This window comes from Streptomyces sp. JK94 (genome assembly GCF_053613315.1).
Map to the genome: position 1 here is coordinate 1 of NZ_JBSICH010000040.1, position 18,145 is coordinate 18,145.

Consider the following 18,145-nt stretch of genomic DNA (forward strand, 5'->3'; position numbering starts at 1 on the left):
GCGTGGGAGTGGCGGGGCAGTTCGACGACGGTCAGGCCCTGGTAGCCGCTGGCCGTCAGGGCGTCGAGGACGGGCGGGAAGTCGATCTCGCCGTCGCCGAAGGGGAGATGCTTGTGGACGCCGCGGCGCATGTCCTCGATCTGGACGTGCCGCAGCCAGGGGGCGGCGTCGCGCACGCAGTCGGCGGGGGACGCGGGCTCCAGGCACTGGCAGTGGCCGATGTCCAGGGTCAGGCCCAGCGGGGCGGGGTCGCCGAGGTCGGTGCGCAGGCGGTGGAAGCCGGCGAGGGTGGACAGCAGATGACCCGGTTCGGGTTCCACCGCGAGGGGCACGCCGGTGTCCTCGGCCGCGTCCAGCACCGGGCCCAGGGCGTCGGCGAGGCGTTTCCAGGCGGTCTCCTCGTCGGTGCCCGCCGGGGTGGGGCCGCTGAAGCAGTGCACGGCGTGGGCGCCGAGGTCGGCGGCGACGCGGACGGCGCGGATCAGCAGGCGGATGCGTGCCCAGCGGGCGTCCGGGTCCTCGTCCAGCAGGGAGGGGCCGTGTTTGCGGCGCGGGTCGAGCACGTAGCGGGCGCCGGTCTCCACCGTGACGCCCAGGCCGAGGGCGTCGAGGCGGCGGGCGACCCGGCGGGTACGGGCGGCCAGGTCGGGGGCGAGCGGGTCGAGGTGCATGTGGTCGAGGGTCAGGCCGACGCCGTCGTAGCCGAGGTCGGCGAGCAGGGCGAGGGCGTCGTCCAGGCGCAGGTCGGTCAGCCCGTTGGTGCCATAACCCGGGCGCAGCCGGTTCATGTGGTGCTCACCTTCCGTGCCAGGCGTGCGGCCAGGGGGGCGAGCGCGGTGGTCAGCGCGCCGGTGACGGGTGCGCCGGCCCGGGCCGTCAGTGCGCCCTGGACGGTGATCGTGGCGCGGATGCCCGCGGTGACGGCCTGCTGGGTGAGGTGCGGGGAGGGGTTGAGCACGGCGTGGGCCAGGGGGCGGGCGAAGGCGGCGGCGTAGGAGGCGGCCAGGACGGTGCGTACGGCGTCGGTGGGGGTCCAGGGCGTGTGGGGGCGGCCGAGGAGCGCGCCGGTGGGGCGGCGGCCGGCGAGGGTGGCGGTGAGGGCGCCCGCGCCGGCCAGGGCGGCGAGGGGGGCGGCGCGGGAGCCTCCTTCGGCTTCGCGGCGGGAGACCAGGGTGACGGCCAGGGTGTGGCCGGCGAGGACCGTGGCCGGGGTGAGTGCGGCGCGTGGGGTGCCGGTGGTGGCGGCGGCGCCCAGCAGCAGGTCCAGGAAGCGGGTGGCGGCCATCGCCGCGGGGCCCGCGGGGGTGTGCTTGAGGCCCAGGTCGTACGCCCAGACGGTGACGGTCAGCGGGGCGGCGACCGCGAGGGTGCGCGGGCCCGCGCAGGCGGCGAGGGCGAGGCCCGCCGCGGACAGCGTGCCCGCGGCGGCGAGGGCGGCGCCGGGCCGCAGGCGGCCGGAGGGCAGTGGCCGGTGCGGGCGGGCGACGGCGTCCTCCTCCCGGTCCGCCCAGTCGTTGAGGGCCATGCCCGCCTCGTACAGGCACAGGGAGGCGCCGACGGCGAGGGCGGTGTTCCGGGTGGGCCGCCGGCCGGTGGCGGCGGCGCCGGCGAGGACGTCGCCGGGCACGGTGAACGCGGCCGGGGCGCGCAGCAGTTCGGCCCATGCGCGCAGCCGGCCACCGGGCGCGGGGGCGGGTGCGGGGCGGTGGACGGCCGGGGCGGGCGGGTGTGTCGTCGGGGCGGGCGGGCGGCGGGTGCGGTCGCGGGCGGCGGGCGGGTGGGCGCTCACCGGGACTCCCCCAGCCGTGCGGCGAAGGCGAGCAGCCGCGTGTACTGCTCCGTGAGGGCCGACTCGTCGCCGTCGGGGTCCTTGAAGTAGAAGCCGAGTTCGGGCCGGGGACCGGACAGGCCCCTCTCGTGGGCGCGGGCCAGCAGCCGGGCCAGGTCGAGGACGAGCGGGGCGGCGAGCGCCGAGTCGCAGCCCTGCCAGATGGTCTGCAGGACCATGCGGGTGCCGAGGAATCCGTCGAAGGCCACGTGGTCCCAGGCGGTCTTCCATTCGCCGAGGGCGGGCACGTCGTCGATGTGGACCTCGCCCTGGGGCGCGGCGCCGAGGGTGTCGGCCAGCACGCGTTCCTTGCCCGCGTTCTTGGCGGCGGCCGCCGCGGGGTCGGCCAGGGCTGCACCGTCGCCGCCGCCCAGCAGGTTCGTGCCCGACCAGGCCCGCACCGCCAGGGCCCGCTGGGCGAACATCGGGCCCAGCACGGCCCGCAGCAGGGTCTGCCCGGTCTTGCCGTCGCGGCCCGCGTACGGCAGGCCCGACGCCCGGGCCGCTCCCTGCAGTTGCGGGTGGCGCAGTCCCGTGGAGGGTGTGAAGTCGGCGTACGCGCAGCCCGCCCGCAGGGCCGCCGCCGCGTACAGGGAGCTGGCCGGCCACGTGCCGCGGGCCGGTTCGGGTTCGGTGGAGGCGACGTTGACGACGACCGTGCGGGCGACGCCGGTGTGCCGGGCGAAGTCCCTGAGGTCGGTGGCGAAGTCGGCGATCAGTTCCTCGGGGGTGCGGGTGTCGCCGGGGAGCGGGCCGCCGGTGCGGATGCGTTCGTCGGCGGCGGTCAGTTCGCCCTGGACGGCGGCGGGCAGCCAGTGCGGCAGCACGCCCTGGGCGGCCAGTTCCTCGGCGCGTTTGGGCAGTGGGGTGCCGGCGGTGTCGTGGCCGGCGAACACCAGCGAGGCCAGGGCCGGCAGGCCGCTGTCCGCGAAGGCGGGGGTCTCGGTGACCAGGCCGGTGGGCGGCAGCAGTCCGGCGGCGAGCGCCGCGCAGCCCGACACGGCCGTCGTGGCGACCGAACCGCGGGCCCCGACCAGCCACACGCCGGTGGGGGCGCCGGCGGCTGAGGTGGTGGCATGTTGGGTCACGGGCAGCCTCCCTGGGTGTCGAACGTGGGTGTGGTGAGCGGATGCCCGGCCAGGATGCCGAGCCGGGCGGGGGGCGGGGGGCGTCCTCCGCCGGTTGTCGAGCGGCCGCCGAGCGGTTTCCCATCCGCCGGCCGGGCGCACGAGGGCCCCGCCGGTCGCGGGGACCGGCGGGGCCTGGCCTGCGGCGTGCGCGGGGCGCGCGGCGGCGTCAGTAGGTCACACGGACCAGTTCGCCGTTGGTGCCGAGGGTGTTGTTGGTGACGTAGACCTTGCCGCACCGGTCGACCGCGAGACCGGTGGGCTGCTTGAGCCGGTCCCCGGTCGGGATCACGGAGACCGCGCCGGTGTCGGTGTCGACCTCGGACAGGGTGCCCGGCTGCGGCGGGCCGGCCAGCGCGGCGGCGCTGTAGGACAGGGCGAGCAGGTCGCCGTGCCGGTCCAGGGCCAGGTCGACCAGGTTGGTCAGTCCGGTGGCGAGGACCTCGGGCTGCTCGCCCGGGGCGATCTTCCAGACGCGGGAGGCGCCGACGCGCCCGCCGCTCATGTCGGCCACGTACACGGTGCCGTCCGCGGCCTTGGTGATGCCGGTGGGCACGGTCTCGACGGCGCCGGCCGGCAGGTCGTTCTTGGGCAGCAGGTACTGGGTGGTGGTGGTGCCGTCGCCGGTGGAGCGGACGACGGTGTTGGCGCCCGCGTCGGTGGTGAGGTAGCCGCTGCCGCTGCGGACGAGCCGCCACGGGTTGGCGTGGACGTCGCCGCCGTCGGGGTTGAGGCGGGTCTCGTGGTCGGTGAGGTCGGCCAGGACCTTGCCGTCCCGGGCGCGGAAGACCGTGCCCAGCGTCCTGGCCTCCTCACCGAGGGCCGCGCGCGACTCGGTGGTGCCGCCCAGGGCGCTGACGACGACGTAGCGGCCGAAGCGGTCGGTGACGACGTCGCTGGGGCCGTTGGCGGAGACCGGGGCGCCCGGGGCGACGCCCTGGGCGGAGGAGGCGAGGCCGGTGGCGACCCGGCCCTTGAAGTTGCCCCGCACCTTGTAGACGGACCCGGTGGCGCCCACGCACATCTCGCCGACCGGGCAGCCGGCCAGTCCGCTGCCGGACTCGGCCACCAGGACGCTGCCGTCGGGCAGCGCGGTGACGCCGCGCGGGTTGTTCAGCTGGGAGGCCACGACGGTCAGGGTCGCCTCGGTGGGGGTGTGCGTGTGGTGGTGGCGGTGGGCCTGGGGCTGGGCCTGGACGGGGCCGGCGGTCAGCGGGACCGCGACGGCGCCGGCCGCGCCCGCCGCCAGAAGTATCTTCGTCCAGGAACTGCGCGAGTTCGGCATTTCTCTCCTCGGTTCCATTGCTCCCCCCATATTTCCGGAGAGCGGATGCGAAATCAGCGCCACCCTAGGGCAGTCGCCGGGTTTACCGCGTCAAATGTTCCGCAGGAAATTCCCTGCGAACCCATAAACCACCGGCGTTCGAGCAGGCCTCGAGAATGCTTCGACCTTTTTACCTATCGTGGTAGTCCGGGTCCCTTCCGGCGGTTGGGACAGACCATGCACTCCTGCAACGGAGGAATCTCATGCCCGAATTGCCGCCCCCGCACGTCGTCCGGGAAGCGGAGAAAGCCCGAGCGGATCTGCAGCGGCAGAGCCGGGAACTCGCGCCGCCGCCGTTCGCCCTGCTGGAAATGATCATGGGTGTGATGGTCACGCGGGCGGTGCACGTCGCCGCCGAGCTGAAGGTGGCCGAGGCGCTCGCCGAGGGGCCGCTGTCCGCGAAGGAACTGGCCGGGCGGGTCGGCGCGGACGCGGACGCGCTCGGCCGGGTGCTGCGCCTGCTGGCGAGCAACGGGGTGTTCGCGACCCGTGCGGACGGCACGTTCGAGCTGACGCCGATGGCGGACGCGCTGCGCGCCGACCACCCGATGTCGATGCGCCCCATCGCGCTGCTGATGGGGCACCCGATCCACTGGGAGGACTGGAGCGGCTTCCCCGAGACCGTGGTCACCGGTGAGCCGGCGCTGCCGAAGCTGCGCGGCATGCACGCCTTCGAGTTCCTGACGCAGAACGCCGAGTACGGCCAGGTGTTCTTCGAGGGCATGGGCAGCATGTCCGCGTCGGAGACCGGGCCGATCGTCGCGGCGTACGACTTCTCGCGGTTCGGCACGGTGGTGGACTTCTGCGGTGGCCAGGGCGGGCTGCTCGCGGGCATCCTGGCCGCGTCTCCCGGGACGAAGGGCGTCCTGTACGACCCGCGGGTCGAGGAGAACGGGTCGGCGCAGTTCCTCGCCGCGCAGGGCGTCGCCGACCGGACCACGCGGGTGGCCGGCGACCTGTTCGAGGTGCCGCCGGGCGGAGCGGACGCCTATGTCCTCAAGCACATCGTGCACGACTGGCCCGAGGAGCAGGCGCTGCAGATCCTGCGCAACGTGCGCGCGGCGATCAAGCCCGGCGGCCGGCTGCTGATCGCCGAGATGGTGATCCCGGAGCAGGGCGACGAGCCGCACTCCGGGAAGCTGGTCGACCTGTGGCTGATGCTCCTGGTCGGCGGCCGCGAGCGGACTCCCGGCCAGTACGCCGGTCTCCTGGAGCGTGCCGGGTTCCGTCTGGAGCGCGTCGTGGAGACGGCGGCGGCGATCTCCCTCGTGGAGGCCGTCCCCGTCTGATCCTCCCCTGATCGGAAGGCCCCGCCGCGCGTTGAGGGACCGCGGCGGGGCCTTCCCGTGCGCGGTGGGGTCTTCCCGTACGCGGCGCGGCGCGGCCGGCTGCGGCTGCGGCTGCGGCTGCGGCTGCGGCTGCGGCTGCGGGGCATGGTGCTGCCGGAGGGGTGGCTCCCTCCCGGGGCTCTCCCGAGGGTCCTCCCGGGCCCTCCCGGACTCTTCGGGGGCTCTTCGGGGGCTCTTCGGGGGCTCGGGGGCTCGGTGCCGGTGGGGGGCGTGGTGCCGCCCCGGGCGGGGGCATGGCGTCGCCCCGAGGGGGGGCGTCCGCCTCAGGGGGGTGCGGTCTGGGGCGTATGGGTGGCCGGTGGCCGTGTCCGGTGGGACGTGGGGTGCCCCCGGCGTGCCGCACACACGCCGGGGGCACCGGGAGGGGGAGGTCAGCGGGAGGGTCCGAACCAGCGTTGCAGTGCGGGTTCCAGGCCCTGGGCCGAGGTGCCCGCCCAGGCGACGTATCCGTCCGGGCGGACCAGTACGGCGGTGGCCCCGGCCAGGGCGTCCGCGCCGTCGGCGGGTTTGGCGGCGACGGTGGCCACGTCCACCCGGTCCCGCCGGCCGGCCGCTGCCCGGCGTACCTCGGGGTCGTCGGCCAGGTCGAGCAGCACGCCGTGTCCGGTGTGCAGCAGGCGGGCGGTGGTGGTCTCGCCGTGGGCGCCGACGAGCTGCCGCGGGGGCATCCGGCGGCCCACCAGGGGGTGTGCCGCGCCGGTGCCGGTGTCGTCGGTGGTGGTGAGGTCGTAGCGGATGTCCAGGTGGCTGACGATGCCCGCCAGGTGGCGTTTGACGTCGTCGTACTGGACGAGTTCGGCCATCAGTTCGCGCAGCGGGTCGCATTCGGGTCCGCCGAGGAAGACGATGCCCTGGGCGCGGGTGTTCATCAGCAGGCGGGCGCCCACGGGGTGGCGTTCGGCGTGGTAGGTGTCCAGCAGGGCCTCGGGGGCGTCGCCGCGGATGACCGAGGCCAGTTTCCAGCCGAGGTTGGCCGCGTCCTGCACGCCGGTGCTCAGGCCCTGGCCGCCGGCCGGGAGGTGGATGTGGGCCGCGTCGCCGGCCAGGAAGACCCGGCCGCGCCGGTACTGGGAGGCCTGGCGGGTGGCGTTGGTGAAGGAGCTGACCCAGCTCGCGGCGCCGTGGCCGATGTCCTCGCCGGTGATGTCCCGCCAGGCGCCGGCCACTTCCTGGAAGGTGACGGTCCGTTCGCGGTCGGGTGCGGGGCGGCCGTCGGGGCAGACGATGATGCGCCACACGCCCTCGGACAATGGGGCGGCCATCACCATGCCGTGCCCGAGGCGTTCGCCGAGGAAGCGCGGGGTCAGTTCGACGCCGGTGATGTCCGCCAGGTACATGCCCTGGGTGGCGTCGGTGCCGGGGAAGTCGAAGCCGGCCGCCCTGCGTACCCGGCTGGAGCCGCCGTCGCAGCCCACCAGGTGGGCGGCGCGCAGGGTGCGTTCCTCGCCCTGCGGGGTGCGGGCGGTGATCTCGACGGTGTCGCCGTCCAGGTGGCCGTCGGCGAGGGAGACGAACTCCCAGCCGCGCCGGATGTCCGCGCCGAGTTCGGCCGCCCAGGTCTCCAGGACCGCTTCGGTGTCGCCCTGCGGGATGCCGCGGGCCCCGAAGTGGGCGTCCTCGAGGACGGTGAAGTCGAACTGGGCGCCGCCGAAGTGCCCCATGGGGCTGGTGGCGAGGGTGTCGCCCTGGCCGAACCGCGGCAGCAGTCCGCGCTCGTCGAACGTCTCCATGGCGCGGGCGGTGAAGCCCAGGCCGCGGGACTGCCCGGTGGGGGCGGCCAGCTTCTCGATGACGACGACGCGGGCCCCGCCCAGGCGCAGTTCGCCCGCGAGCATCAGTCCGGTGGGGCCGGCTCCGACGACGATGACGTCGGTGTCCGCCGCTGTCCCTTCCATGGTGGTCCTTCCTGGCAGTGGGGTCGGTTCGGGCCCGGCGTTGGTGGGTGGGGGGCGGCTGGTGGTGCGGCGCCGGTGCCCCGCCGGGAAGGGGCACGGCGGGTCAGCGGGGAGGTCCGAACCAGCGGGTGAGGGCCTCGGTGAGGCCGTCGGTGCCCGATCCGGCCCAGGCGACGTGGCCGTCGGGGCGTACGAGCACGCGGTCGGTGCCTTGCAGGGAGCTGCCGGGCGAGGGCTGGGCGGACAGTTCGGTGACGCGGTCCGCCCAGCCGTCGGTGCCGGGGGGCCGGCCGCCGCGCCCGGCGGTGAGGTCGAGCAGGACTCCCCCGCCGGAGCGCACCAGGCGTGCGCTGGTGACCAGGCGGTCGCGTACCCGCAGTTCGGTGCACGGCAGGCGGGCCCCGAGCAGCGGGTGGGCGGGGCCGCCGACGTCGTAGCGCACGTCCAGGCCGCTGATCATGCCGGCCAGGTGGCGGCGTGCGTCGTCCTGGGTGATCAGTTCGCCCAGCAGGGTGCGCAGCGGGCCGACCTCGGGGCCGCCCAGGAGCATCAGTGCCTGGGCGCGGATGTTGGCCAGGACCCGCCGGCCGACCTGGTGGCGTTCGGTGTGGTAGCTGTCGAGGAGGGTGTGGGGGGCTTTGCCGCGGACGACCAGGGCGAGTTTCCAGCCGAGGTTGAAGGCGTCCTGGAGGCCGAGGTTGAGGGCCTGGCCGCCGATGGGCATCTGCTGGTGGGCGGCGTCGCCCGCGAACAGGATGCGGCCGTGCCGGTAGTGGGTGAGCTGGCGGGAGGCGTCGCCGAAGGCGTTGACCCACAGGGGGGTGCCGGTGCTGATGTCCTCGCCGGTGACGCGTTTCCACACGGCGGTGATCTCCTCGAAGGAGGCGTCGCCGTGGGGGCGGTGCTGTGCGGTGGAGCCGAATTCGTGGGCCATGACCCGGGTGACCCCGTCGGGGCGGCGGGCGGCGATCGCCAGGCCGTGCTCCAGGCGTTCGAAGCGCCGGCCCGGTATGTCGATGCCGGCGACGTCGGCGCGCAGCAGTTCCCGCGTGGCGTCGCGGCCGGGGAAGTCGGCGCCGGTCAGGCGGCGTACGGTGCTGTCCTCGCCGTCGCAGGCGATGAGGTAGCGGCAGTCCAGGTGCAGGGGGGTGCCGTCGGTGCCGACGGCTTCGGCCTCGACCCGTTCGCCGTTCGCGCGGACGGCGGTCAGTTCGTGCCGGCACTGGAGGCGGGCGCCCAGGGACAGTGCCCATTCCTCCAGGATCACCTCGGTGCGGGTCTGCGGGACCTTCCACTGGCCGGGGTGGGAGGTGGGCAGGGTCAGGTCCAGGGGGATGCCCCCGAAGTGGCCGCGGGGTTCGTTGGGGGGCTTGCCGAACTCGGGCAGCAGGGCCCTGCTGTCGAGGATCTCCATCGTGCGGGCGTGCAGGGTGGAGGCCCGTGACTCGGTGTTGGGGGCGCGCCGTTTTTCCACGAGGACGACGCCGACGCCGCCGTGGGCCAGTTCCCCGGCGAGCATCAGCCCGACGGGTCCGGCCCCGACGACGACGACGTCGGTGCTCAGGCGGTCCGCTGCCACGGCTCAGGCCTTTTTCTGCTCGGCGTGGGCCTTGGCGTGGGTGAGGGTGGCGCGGCTGTTGGTGGACAGGGCGGTGTGCACGTAGGCGCGGGCGTCGGCGACGGTGGCCTGTTCGCCGAGGATGCGTGCGATGTTGGCGGTGTTGAGGGTGACGGTGTGCTGGGAGGAGGCGGTGGTGCCCGTGTCGTCCTCGGTGAAGGTCCATTCGCCGGTGTGCAGGGTCATCAGCGCGGGCAGTGTGACCTGCTTGTAGGCGATCTTGTGGTGCGGGAAGACGACGCGGTAGGACTTGGTGGTGTGCACCGAGCCGTCCTTGGCGCGGGTGTCCATCTCCAGTTCCTGCAGGCCCGGGGTGTCTTCGGTGAGGCGGACCACGGCGACGTGCGGGAGCCGCTCGGACCACAGGTGGGCGTCGTTGATGAAGTCGAAGACGTCCTTGGCGGCGCCGGTGACGTGCACGGTGTCGGTGAAGGAGAACGTCAGGTCCTCGGTGGCGGCGGTGTGTGCGGCCTCCACGTTGACCTTGAGGGCGGCCAGTTCCGAGGTGCTGTTCTTGTCGACGGCCCGTTCGATCCACAGCAGGTCGTGCGGGTCGTCGCCGAGGGCGCTGTAGTCGTGCAGCAGCCGTACCCGGGACTGGTGGTCGCCGAGCGGTTCGATGATCCAGGTGCCGCCCATGTGCTTGACGGGGGCGGCGGGGATCTCCTGGCGGAAGGTGATGGTGAGGGCTTGGGCGTCCAGGGTGCGGCGGGAGGTCCAGTCCTTGGGCTGCCCGTTGGCGGTGGCCCAGATGCGGATGCGTTCCTCCTCGCCGCTCGTCTCGAGGCGGTCCACGTGGATGGTGGGCGGGAAGATGCGCGGCCAGTTGGTGACGTCTGCGAGCAGTGCGTAGACCGCGGCGGCGGGTGCGTCGACCGTGGTCTCGTGCTCGACCTCACGCGTCGTCATGAGGCTGTCTCCTCGTAGAAGGGCGGGGTGCCGGGAGGGGTTCAGAAGTTGCCGAGGCCGCCGCAGACGTTCAGGGCCTGGGAGGTGATGGAGGCGGCGGTGTCCGAGGCGAGGTAGCCGACGAGGCCGGCGACCTCCTCGGGCGTGGAGTAGCGGCCGAGGGGGATCTTGGCCTGGAACTTGTCGAGGATGGCTTCCTCGGAGGTGTCGTAGGCGGCGGCGTAGCCCTGGCGTACGCGCTGGGCCATCGGGGTCTCGACGTATCCGGGGCATACGGCGTTGACGGTGATGCCGGTGGGGGCGAGTTCGTTGCCGAGTGCTTTGGTGAAGCCGACGACGCCGTGCTTGGAGGCCGAGTAGGGGGCGCCGAGGACGACGCCCTGCTTGCCGGCGGTGGAGGCGACGTTGATGATCCGGCCGCGGTCCTTGGTGCGCAGGCCGCCGATGGTCAGGGCGGCCCGGGTGACGCGGAAGACGCTGTTGAGGTTGGTGTCGATCACGTCGTCCCACAGGTCGTCCGCGAGGTCGGCGGTGGGGCCGCCGCCGGAGCGGCCGGCGTTGTTGACGACGACGTCGAGGGTGCCGAAGCGGTCGACGGCGGCCTGGATCCAGCCGTTGACGGAGCCGGTGTCGCGGACGTCGACGACCGCGCCGTCGACGTCGAGGCCCTCGTTCTGGAGGGTCTTGACGGTGGCGGTGACGTTGTCGGCGCTGCGGGCGCCGATGAAGACCTGGTGGCCCGCTGCGCCGAGCAGCCGGGCGCAGGCCAGGCCGATGCCGCTGGTGGCGCCGGTGATGACGGCGACCCGCTGGGTGGTGGTGTCGGTCATGGGGGTGCTCCTTCAGGCGGCCTGGGCGGGCGCGAGCTGGGCGTTGACGACCTCGATGAAGGTGCGGGGTGTGTTGGCCTCGCCGACGGCCTCCTCGTCGAGGGATATGCCGTATTCGCGTTCGATGAGGCTGCCGGTCTCCAGCAGGGCGAGGGACTCGTAGCCGATCACCTCGAACTCGGTGTCGAGGATGTCGCCGTCCAGGTCCACGCCCTCGGCGACGCCCGCGGCGTCCCGCAGGGTGCGCTTGAGGTCGTCGAGGGTGAAGGGCTTGCTGGCCATGGTGGGTCCTTTCGTCGTACGTGGTCCGGTTCGGCGGTGTCGGTCGTGGTGCGGTGGCCGGCGGTCCTCACAGGGCGCGCACGGCCACGGCGGAGTTGAAGCCGCCGTTGCCGCGGGCCAGGACCAGGGCGGTGCGCAGCTGTGCCGGGCGGGGTTCGCCCAGGACCAGGTCGAGGGGGTAGTCGGTGCACGGGTCGATGTGCACGGTGGGCGGGATGACGCCGTCGCGCAGGGAGAGGAACGCGGCTGCCAGGTCCAGGGGTGCGCCGCCGGAGTACAGGCGTCCGGTCATCGTCTTGGGGACCGTCACCGGGACGCCCCGGTCGCCGAAGACGGCGCTGAGGGCGTCGGCCTCGACGAGGTCGCCGGCCGGGTCGCCGGCGCCGTCGGCGTAGACGACGTCGATGTCGGCCGCGCTCAGGTGGGCGTCGGCCAGGGCGGTCTCGATGGCCTTGCGCAGGCCGGGCGGGCGTTGGCTGCCGGGGGCCGGGTCGATGGTGGCGCCGTAGCCGGCGATCTCTCCGTAGGGGCGGGCGCCGCGCCGGCGGGCCGCTTCGGCGTCCTCGGTGATGAGGATCGCGCCGCCCTCGCCGGGGACGTAGCCGTGTGCGTCGCGGTCGAAGGGCAGGTAGGCGTGGTCGGGTTCGTCGCTGGTGGACAGCTTGCCGCCGGCCAGCTGGGCCACCCAGCCCCACGGGCACAGGGAGGCGTCGACGGCGCCGGTGACGATGAGGGAGGTGCCCTTGCGGATCTGGCGGCGGGCCTGGGCGACGGCGTCGAGGCCGCCGGCGCCTTCGCTGACGACGACGCCGGCGGGGCCCTTCATGCCGTTGCGGATGGAGATCTGGCCGCTGTTGACGGCGTAGAACCAGGCGAAGGACTGGTAGGCGGAGACGTACTGGCTGCCCTTGCTCCACAGGGCCTGCAGTTCGCCCTGGCCGAACTCGAAGCCGCCGGCGGCGGACGCGGTGATGACGCCCATGTCGAACTCGGGCAGGGTCTTGGGGTCGGCGCCGGCGTCGGCGAGGGCCCAGTCGGTGGCCACCAGGGCCAGCCGGGTGACCCGGTCGGTCTGCGGCAGCAGCCGGCTCGGCAGGAGCCGGCCGGCGTCGAAGCCGTCGATCTGCCCGGCCAGGCGGGCCGGGTAGCCGGTGGGGTCGAAGCGGGTGATGCGGCCGATGCCGTGCTTGCCGCCGAGGGTCGCCGCCCAGTAGTCCTTCAGTCCCAGTCCGTTGGGCGAGGCGACGCCCAGGCCGGTCACCACCGCGGAGGCGGTCATACGAGGCTCCTTTCCGGGCTGGCGAGCACCATCGCGCTCTGGAAGCCGCCGAATCCGCTGCCGACGGTGAGGACGGCGTCGATCAGCTGGTCGCGGGCGACGAGGGGCACGTAGTCGAGGTCGCACTCGGGGTCGGCCGTGTGCAGGTTGGCGGTGGGCGGGACGACGTCGTACTCCATGGCGAGGGCCGAGGCGGCGATCTCGATGGAGCCGATGGCGCCCAGTGAGTGCCCGACCATGGACTTGATGGAGCTGACCGGGGTGCGGAAGGCGTGGTCGCCCAGGCTGCGCTTGAACGCGGCCGTCTCGTGCCGGTCGTTCTGCTTGGTGCCCGAGCCGTGGGCGTTGACGTAGTCGATGGCGTCCGCGTTCAGCCGGGCCTCGTCGAGGGCGAGGTTGATCGCCTCGGCCATCTCCGCGCCGTCGGGGCGCAGTCCCGTCATGTGGTAGGCGTTGGAGCGGGTGGAGTACCCGGCGATCTCGGCGTAGATGTGGGCGCCGCGCTTGCGGGCGCTCGTCAGTTCCTCCAGGACGAAGAAGGCGGTTCCCTCGCCGAGGACGAAGCCGTTGCGGGTCTTGTCGAAGGGCCGGGAGGCGCACTCGGGTTCGTCGTGGCGCGGGGTGGTCGCCTTGATCGCGTCGAAGCAGGCCATGGTGATCGGGGAGATCGGCGCGTCGGAGGAGCCGGCGATCACGACGTCGGCGGAGCCCTCGCGGACCAGTTCGACGGCGTAGCCGACGGAGTCGATGCCGGAGGTGCAGCCGGTGGAGACCACGGTGCTGGGGCCTTCGGCGCCCACCGCCCAGGCGACTTCGGCGGCGAAGGAGCTGGGCACCATGTAGTCGTACAGGTGCGGGACCGCGTAGGTGTGGTCGACGGCGTCGAGGCGGCCGCCGTCGCTGACGACGCGGTACTCCTCGTCCAGGCCCATCGTGGCGCCGACGGCGCTGCCGACGGTGACGCCGACGCGGTGGGGGTCGAGGCCGGCGATGTCGAGGCCGCTGTCGGCGACCGCGCCGCGCGAGGCGACGACGGCGAACTGCGCGGCCCGGTCCAGGCGGCGGACCTCCTGCGGGCTCAGGCCGTGCGCGAAGGGGTCGAAGTCGGCCTCGGCGGCCACCCGGGAGCGGAAGGGGGCGGGGTCGAAGAAGGTGATGCCCCGCGTGGCGGTGCGGCCGGAGCTCAGCAGGTTCCAGAAGTTCTCCCGGCCCACTCCGCCGGGGGCGATCACCTCGATCCCGGTGATCACGACGCGTCGCCTGCTCAACGGGAGGCCTCCCAGTCGTAGAAGCGGGTGGCCATGGCGTCGGCCGGCGAGCGCCAGGTCTGGGGGTCGTAGGCCTCGATGAACGGTTTGAGGTCCTCGCTGATCCCGACGAAGCGCGGGTCGGCCTTGGCCGCCTCGATCAGCTCGCCGCCGTTGTCCTCGTCGAAGTCCTGGAGGTGGAAGTACAGGCCCCGGTAGGAGAACAGCTGGCGGCGCCGGGTGCCCATGCGGTGCGGCATCTCGGTGGCGTCGAAGTCGGCGAACAACGCGGCCACCTCGTTGCTGGAGGCGGCTGCCATCCGGGCGACGATCAGCGTGCTGTGCATAGGGTTGGCTCCTCGGCGGTTGCGCGGAAGGGTTGGCGGAGCGGGCGGAGGGGCCCGGCACGCGGCCGGGTGGACGACGCCGTCGCCTTACGACGGTGCGGCCCGGCGGTAGCGCCCCGCACGGGGCCTGCCTGAGCCGTGGCGGAGCCGGGTGCGCGGTGCGCGGTGCGCGCAACGCCCGCGGACCTCCGCCCCCCGTTTTTCTCGTGCCCCGGGGGGGGGACGTCCGCGGGCGGGCCGGGGCCCCTACGCCGTCCGGTGCGCCGGGCTCACTCGCCGGCCGAGCGCGTGTGCACGACCCGGTAGGTGTTGCTGTACGGCTCACCGGCGACCACCGCGCGCACGCGGGCCACGGCCGCCTTGCGGGCCTCGTCCTGCTCCTGGGGGGCCTGGTCGCGGTAGGTCTCCCAGGCCTCCTTGCTGTCCCACTGGGAGTAGGAGATGACGAAGGCGCCCTCCAGGCCGCGGGCGCGCAGTCCCTTGAGGACGACGTGCGCGCGGAAGCCGGGCACCTGGGCGAGGAACTGCTGGCCGGTGCCGAGGGCGTCGACGGCCTCGTCCTGTCCCTGGGGGGTGACCGGGAAGACGGTGAAGACGGTGTAGTCGTCGCGGTCCGGGCCGATCTCGATCTTGCCGCCGAGGGCGTCGGAGGTCAGCGTGTGGGCGACCTCGTTCTGCATCAGGCGGATCGAGGTGGTGATCTCCCCGAACACCGGCAGGGTGCGGTGCTTGAACTCCTCGCCCGCGTACCGCTTCTCGAGGTCCTCGCCGCTGCGCCACTGGATGAAGTTGAGGGTGCCGTAGCCGTCGACACCGGAGTGGACCGTGGAGGACATCCAGCCCTCGTACGTGGCCGCGTCGACGATCTTCGTCATCTCCTCGATCAGCTTGGCCTGCTTTTCGGGAGTGTCCGTGGTGAACAGGTTCAGTACGGTGAGGTGCTTGTCCTCGGCGGAGATGATGGGCATGGGTCCTTCGCTTCCTTCGAGAGTGCGGACGGGTGTCACGGCACGGCACACCACGGCGCGGCCCGTGGGCCGGCCGGGATGCCGGGCGGGGGCCGGCCGGGTTGGCCGGGATGCCGGGCGGGTTGGGCGGGGGTCAGGCGGTGGGGCCGAACCAGCGCTCCAGGGCGGTGGTGAGGCCGCCGGCGCCGGCACCGAGGGCGGCGACCCAGGCGACGTAGCCGTCGGGGCGGACGAGGATGCCGTCCACCGGGGCCTCGCAGCCGTCGAACTCGGCGGCGACCAGGTCGACCCGGTCGGCCCAGCCGGCGGCCGCGGTACGCAGACCGTGGTCGCCGCCGAGCTCCAGGAGCACGGCGCGGCCCGAGCGCAGCAGCGTGTAGAAGGGGATCTTCTCCCCGTCGACGACCAGTTCCCGGTCCGGCAGGCGGCGCCCGAGCAGCGGGTGGTCCCCGTCGCCGACGTCGTGCCGGATGTCCAGCCCGGTGACCATGCCGACCAGGTGGCGCTGTACGGAGGTGTGGGCCCCCATCAGCTCGGCCAGCACCTCGCGCATCGGGGTGATCTCGTCGCCGCCGAGGTAGAGGATGCGCTGGGCGAGCGTGTTGGTCAGGATCCGGGCCCCGACCGGGTGGCGCTCGGCGTGGTAGGTGTCGAGCAGCCCGTCGGGGGCCTGGCCCTTGACGTCCAGGGCGAGTTTCCAGCCCAGGTTCACGGCGTCCTGCACGCCCGCGCTCATGCCCTGCGCGCCGATCGGCAGGTGGATGTGCGCGGCGTCGCCGGCCAGGAAGACGCGGCCCTTGCGGTACTGGGCGGCCTGGCGGCTGACGTCGGTGGTGGAGCTCACCCACAGCGGGGTGGCCCCGCCGATGTCCTCGCCGGTCAGCCGCTGCCAGGTACGCGCGACCTCCTCGAAGGTGATCGGGTCCGGGCCGGTGCGCAGCGGCTCGGAGCTGTCGAAGTAGATGACGCGGCAGCGGTCCGGGCCCATCGGGATGACCATGACCATGCCGCCGGGGACGCGTTCGCCGCTGAACCGGGGCCGCAGCTGGACACCGGAGACGTCCGCGAAGCGCAGCTCGATCGCCGGCTCGGTGCCGGGGAAGTCGATGCCGGCGAGCTTGCGCACGCTGCTGCGGGCGCCGTCGCAGCCCACCACGTAACGGGCGCGCAGGGAAAGGGGACCGTCGGCGTGCTCGGCCCGGACGGTCACCGAGCCGTCGGCGTCCTCGATCGCGGTGACCTCGTACCCGCGGCGGACCTCGGCGCCCAGCTCGCGCGCCCAGCCGCCGAGGATGCCTTCGGTGCGGGCCTGCGGAATGCCGCGCGCCCCGTACGAACCGCCCTCGACCACCTGGTAGTCGAGCGGTACGCCGCCGAAGTGGCCGACCGGAATGACTCCGACCTCACCGAACCGGTCCATGAGGCCGCGCTGCGCGAACTCCTCGATGGTGCGGGCCGAAAATCCCAGCGCCCGGGATTCCTTAATCGGCTCGGCAAGTTTGTCCAGGACCACCACCGAGACTCCAGCAAGCCTCAATTCACCTGCGAGCACCAGACCGGTGGGACCGGCTCCCACGACAATGACATCTGAATCGTAGAATTCCATCTGCCCTCTTCTCACTGGTGTTCCGCCAGTATGGCGAGGCATTTCGGCGGCCGTAAATAGGCGCTATTACAGGTCTTGTGCAGCGAATGCCAGAAAACCGTGCGGTACGTCAGAGCTTCGACAGGCGCTCTTGCCCCGGGTGAGCCGGATGACGGCATTCTCAGACATGACTTCCACCCTGACGAACGATCAGCCGGCAGCCGAGTCCGCCGCCGCCGGTGCGCGGGCCGAGATCGCGGGCCTGCTGCACCGCTACCTGCTCTCGCTCGACGACGGGGAACTCGACGACGCCTGGAGCGCCGGCCTGTTCACCGAGGACGCGGTCGTGGCGTTCCCCGTCAGCCGGCACGAGGGCGCCGACGGCATGGCCGCCTACCACCGGTCGGCGCTGTCGGCGTTCGCGGCCACCCAGCACCTCGGCTCCCCGGCCGTGGTCGAACTGGACGGGGACCGGGCCACGTTGCGGGCCAACCTGATCTCCACCCATGTGCACCACGCCCACCACGCACCGCCGCAGGGCGACGTGCCCCCGCTCTTCGCGACGGGCACCTTCGTCGACGGCGAGGCCCGCCGCACCGCGCGGGGCTGGCGGCTGAGCCTGCTGGCGTTCCGGCTGCTGTGGGCGGACGGCTCGCCGCCACCCGCACGGTGAGAGGCGGCACGCCGGCGCGGCGGTACCGGAAGGCTCCGGCACCGCCGCGCCGGCGTGCGAGGGGGAGGCGGTGGTGCGGGGAGGCGGGTGCACCGGCCGGGAGCGGGAGGCCCCGGGTACACCGGCCGGGTACGGAAGAGCGGGTGCGGGTGGGCGGGTGCACCGGCCGGGTGCGAGGGGGTGCGGGTGGGCGGGTGCACCGGCCGGGTGCGGGTGGGTAAGTGCTTCAGGCGTTCAGGCTGAGGACGCGGTCGACCGCGATCTCGATGACCACCCGGCCGGGCGGGGTGGGCGGCGCGGACCAGTACCGCCGGGCGTACAGCCGGGCGCCGAGTTCCACCCGCGCGGGGTCCGTCACCACCGTGGCGGTGCCCTCCAGTGTCACCCACCGGAAGCCGTCCACCTGGCACAGCGCCACCCGGCTGCCGGGCGCGGCCAGCAGGTTGCGGGCCTTGCGCGAGGAGGAGACCGTCATCACCCGCGCGAGCCCGGCGGCCGCGTCCCAGGTGAACCGCACGGGGGCCACGTGCGGTGCGCCGTCGGGCCGCAGCGTCGTGAACGCGGCGACGTGCACCGTGGCGGTCAGGAACGCCTCGACCGGGTCGGGCACCGTCACGGCGTGCGGGCGCTGCATCGGCGGCGGCATACGCGGGTCCTCACTTCCAGGGGCACGTCACGGGCGGGGCCGGCGGGGCGGTCGCCGTGCCCGGGCCAGCATGCCGCCGTCCGCTCGAACCCGGGTGGACCGGCGGACGTCCCTCGCCCCTCCCGGGCCGCCGCGTCGGCACCGCGGAGCGGACGGTGCCCGGCACGTTCTCGGCCGTCACCGTCGCGTACGGGGCCCGGCAGGGGCCGGCCGGGGGCGTCGAGACGTACGAGACGCA

At 73.7% G+C, this 18,145-nt stretch carries 17 protein-coding genes; 2 read left to right on the plus strand and 15 right to left on the minus strand.

Features of this window, described 5'->3' with window-relative positions:
* The 4 genes from ACVV2G_RS28840 to ACVV2G_RS28855 form a co-directional block, all read right to left on the minus strand.
* On the minus strand, positions 1 to 788 hold a 788-nt coding region (locus tag ACVV2G_RS28840; protein WP_453845713.1), incomplete at its 3' end, for a sugar phosphate isomerase/epimerase family protein.
* Positions 785 to 1,789, minus strand: a complete 1,005-nt coding sequence (locus ACVV2G_RS28845) for an SCO3242 family prenyltransferase (RefSeq protein ID WP_453845714.1) — start codon at positions 1,787 to 1,789, stop codon at positions 785 to 787. The genes ACVV2G_RS28840 and ACVV2G_RS28845, both read right to left, overlap by 4 nt.
* The gene (locus ACVV2G_RS28850) at positions 1,786 to 2,916 is read right to left on the minus strand and encodes an inositol-3-phosphate synthase (protein ID WP_453845715.1); all 1,131 of its coding nucleotides are present in this window, start codon (positions 2,914 to 2,916) and stop codon (positions 1,786 to 1,788) included. The genes ACVV2G_RS28845 and ACVV2G_RS28850 overlap by 4 nt, the downstream gene beginning before the upstream one ends.
* 208 nt (positions 2,917 to 3,124) lie before the next feature.
* Positions 3,125 to 4,240 (minus strand): ScyD/ScyE family protein, encoded by a 1,116-nt coding sequence (locus tag ACVV2G_RS28855; protein WP_453845716.1) that lies wholly within the window; start codon positions 4,238 to 4,240, stop codon positions 3,125 to 3,127.
* 242 nt (positions 4,241 to 4,482) lie between these two features.
* Between ACVV2G_RS28855 and ACVV2G_RS28860 the strand changes: the two genes are divergently transcribed.
* Complete coding sequence (locus ACVV2G_RS28860) at positions 4,483 to 5,568, plus strand: methyltransferase (protein WP_453845717.1); 1,086 nt, start codon at positions 4,483 to 4,485, stop codon at positions 5,566 to 5,568.
* A gap of 431 nt (positions 5,569 to 5,999) precedes the next feature.
* Here the strand turns inward: ACVV2G_RS28860 and ACVV2G_RS28865 are convergent, their stop codons facing one another.
* The 10 genes from ACVV2G_RS28865 to ACVV2G_RS28910 all read right to left on the minus strand — a co-directional run bounded on the left by ACVV2G_RS28865 (position 6,000) and on the right by ACVV2G_RS28910 (position 16,651).
* A complete protein-coding gene (locus tag ACVV2G_RS28865) occupies positions 6,000 to 7,523 on the minus strand; it encodes an FAD-dependent monooxygenase (protein ID WP_453845718.1) in 1,524 nt (507 codons plus the stop codon).
* 103 nt (positions 7,524 to 7,626) lie between these two features.
* Complete coding sequence (locus ACVV2G_RS28870) at positions 7,627 to 9,102, minus strand: FAD-dependent monooxygenase (protein WP_453845720.1); 1,476 nt, start codon at positions 9,100 to 9,102, stop codon at positions 7,627 to 7,629.
* A 3-nt stretch (positions 9,103 to 9,105) separates the two neighbouring features.
* Positions 9,106 to 10,050: an aromatase/cyclase gene (locus ACVV2G_RS28875; protein ID WP_453845721.1), complete on the minus strand. Its 945-nt coding sequence runs from the start codon at positions 10,048 to 10,050 to the stop codon at positions 9,106 to 9,108.
* Between the two features lie 41 nt (positions 10,051 to 10,091).
* On the minus strand, positions 10,092 to 10,880 hold the full coding sequence (locus ACVV2G_RS28880) for an SDR family NAD(P)-dependent oxidoreductase (RefSeq protein ID WP_453845722.1): 789 nt from the start codon (positions 10,878 to 10,880) through the stop codon (positions 10,092 to 10,094).
* Between the two features lie 12 nt (positions 10,881 to 10,892).
* Positions 10,893 to 11,162 carry an acyl carrier protein gene (locus ACVV2G_RS28885; RefSeq protein WP_453845723.1) on the minus strand — a complete coding sequence of 90 codons (270 nt, stop codon included), beginning with the start codon at positions 11,160 to 11,162 and terminating at the stop codon, positions 10,893 to 10,895.
* Positions 11,163 to 11,229: 67 nt separating this feature from the next.
* Positions 11,230 to 12,441, minus strand: coding sequence for a ketosynthase chain-length factor (locus ACVV2G_RS28890; RefSeq protein ID WP_453845724.1), 1,212 nt, complete (start codon positions 12,439 to 12,441; stop codon positions 11,230 to 11,232).
* A complete protein-coding gene (locus tag ACVV2G_RS28895; RefSeq protein ID WP_453845725.1) occupies positions 12,438 to 13,709 on the minus strand; it encodes a beta-ketoacyl-[acyl-carrier-protein] synthase family protein in 1,272 nt (423 codons plus the stop codon). The genes ACVV2G_RS28890 and ACVV2G_RS28895 overlap by 4 nt, the downstream gene beginning before the upstream one ends.
* Positions 13,706 to 14,035 (minus strand): TcmI family type II polyketide cyclase, encoded by a 330-nt coding sequence (locus ACVV2G_RS28900; protein ID WP_453845726.1) that lies wholly within the window; start codon positions 14,033 to 14,035, stop codon positions 13,706 to 13,708. The genes ACVV2G_RS28895 and ACVV2G_RS28900 overlap by 4 nt, the downstream gene beginning before the upstream one ends.
* Before the next feature lie 269 nt (positions 14,036 to 14,304).
* Complete coding sequence (locus tag ACVV2G_RS28905) at positions 14,305 to 15,003, minus strand: antibiotic biosynthesis monooxygenase family protein (protein WP_453845727.1); 699 nt, start codon at positions 15,001 to 15,003, stop codon at positions 14,305 to 14,307.
* A 133-nt stretch (positions 15,004 to 15,136) separates the two neighbouring features.
* Positions 15,137 to 16,651, minus strand: coding sequence for an FAD-dependent monooxygenase (locus tag ACVV2G_RS28910; RefSeq protein WP_453845728.1), 1,515 nt, complete (start codon positions 16,649 to 16,651; stop codon positions 15,137 to 15,139).
* A 124-nt stretch (positions 16,652 to 16,775) separates the two neighbouring features.
* Here ACVV2G_RS28910 and ACVV2G_RS28915 point away from each other — a divergent pair, with 124 nt between their 5' ends.
* Positions 16,776 to 17,261, plus strand: a complete 486-nt coding sequence (locus ACVV2G_RS28915) for a nuclear transport factor 2 family protein (RefSeq protein ID WP_453845729.1) — start codon at positions 16,776 to 16,778, stop codon at positions 17,259 to 17,261.
* 226 nt (positions 17,262 to 17,487) lie between these two features.
* On the opposite strand, the gene ACVV2G_RS28920 is transcribed toward ACVV2G_RS28915, so the two are convergent.
* A complete protein-coding gene (locus ACVV2G_RS28920; protein ID WP_453845730.1) occupies positions 17,488 to 17,907 on the minus strand; it encodes a pyridoxamine 5'-phosphate oxidase family protein in 420 nt (139 codons plus the stop codon).
* Positions 17,908 to 18,145: the final 238 nt, after the last annotated feature.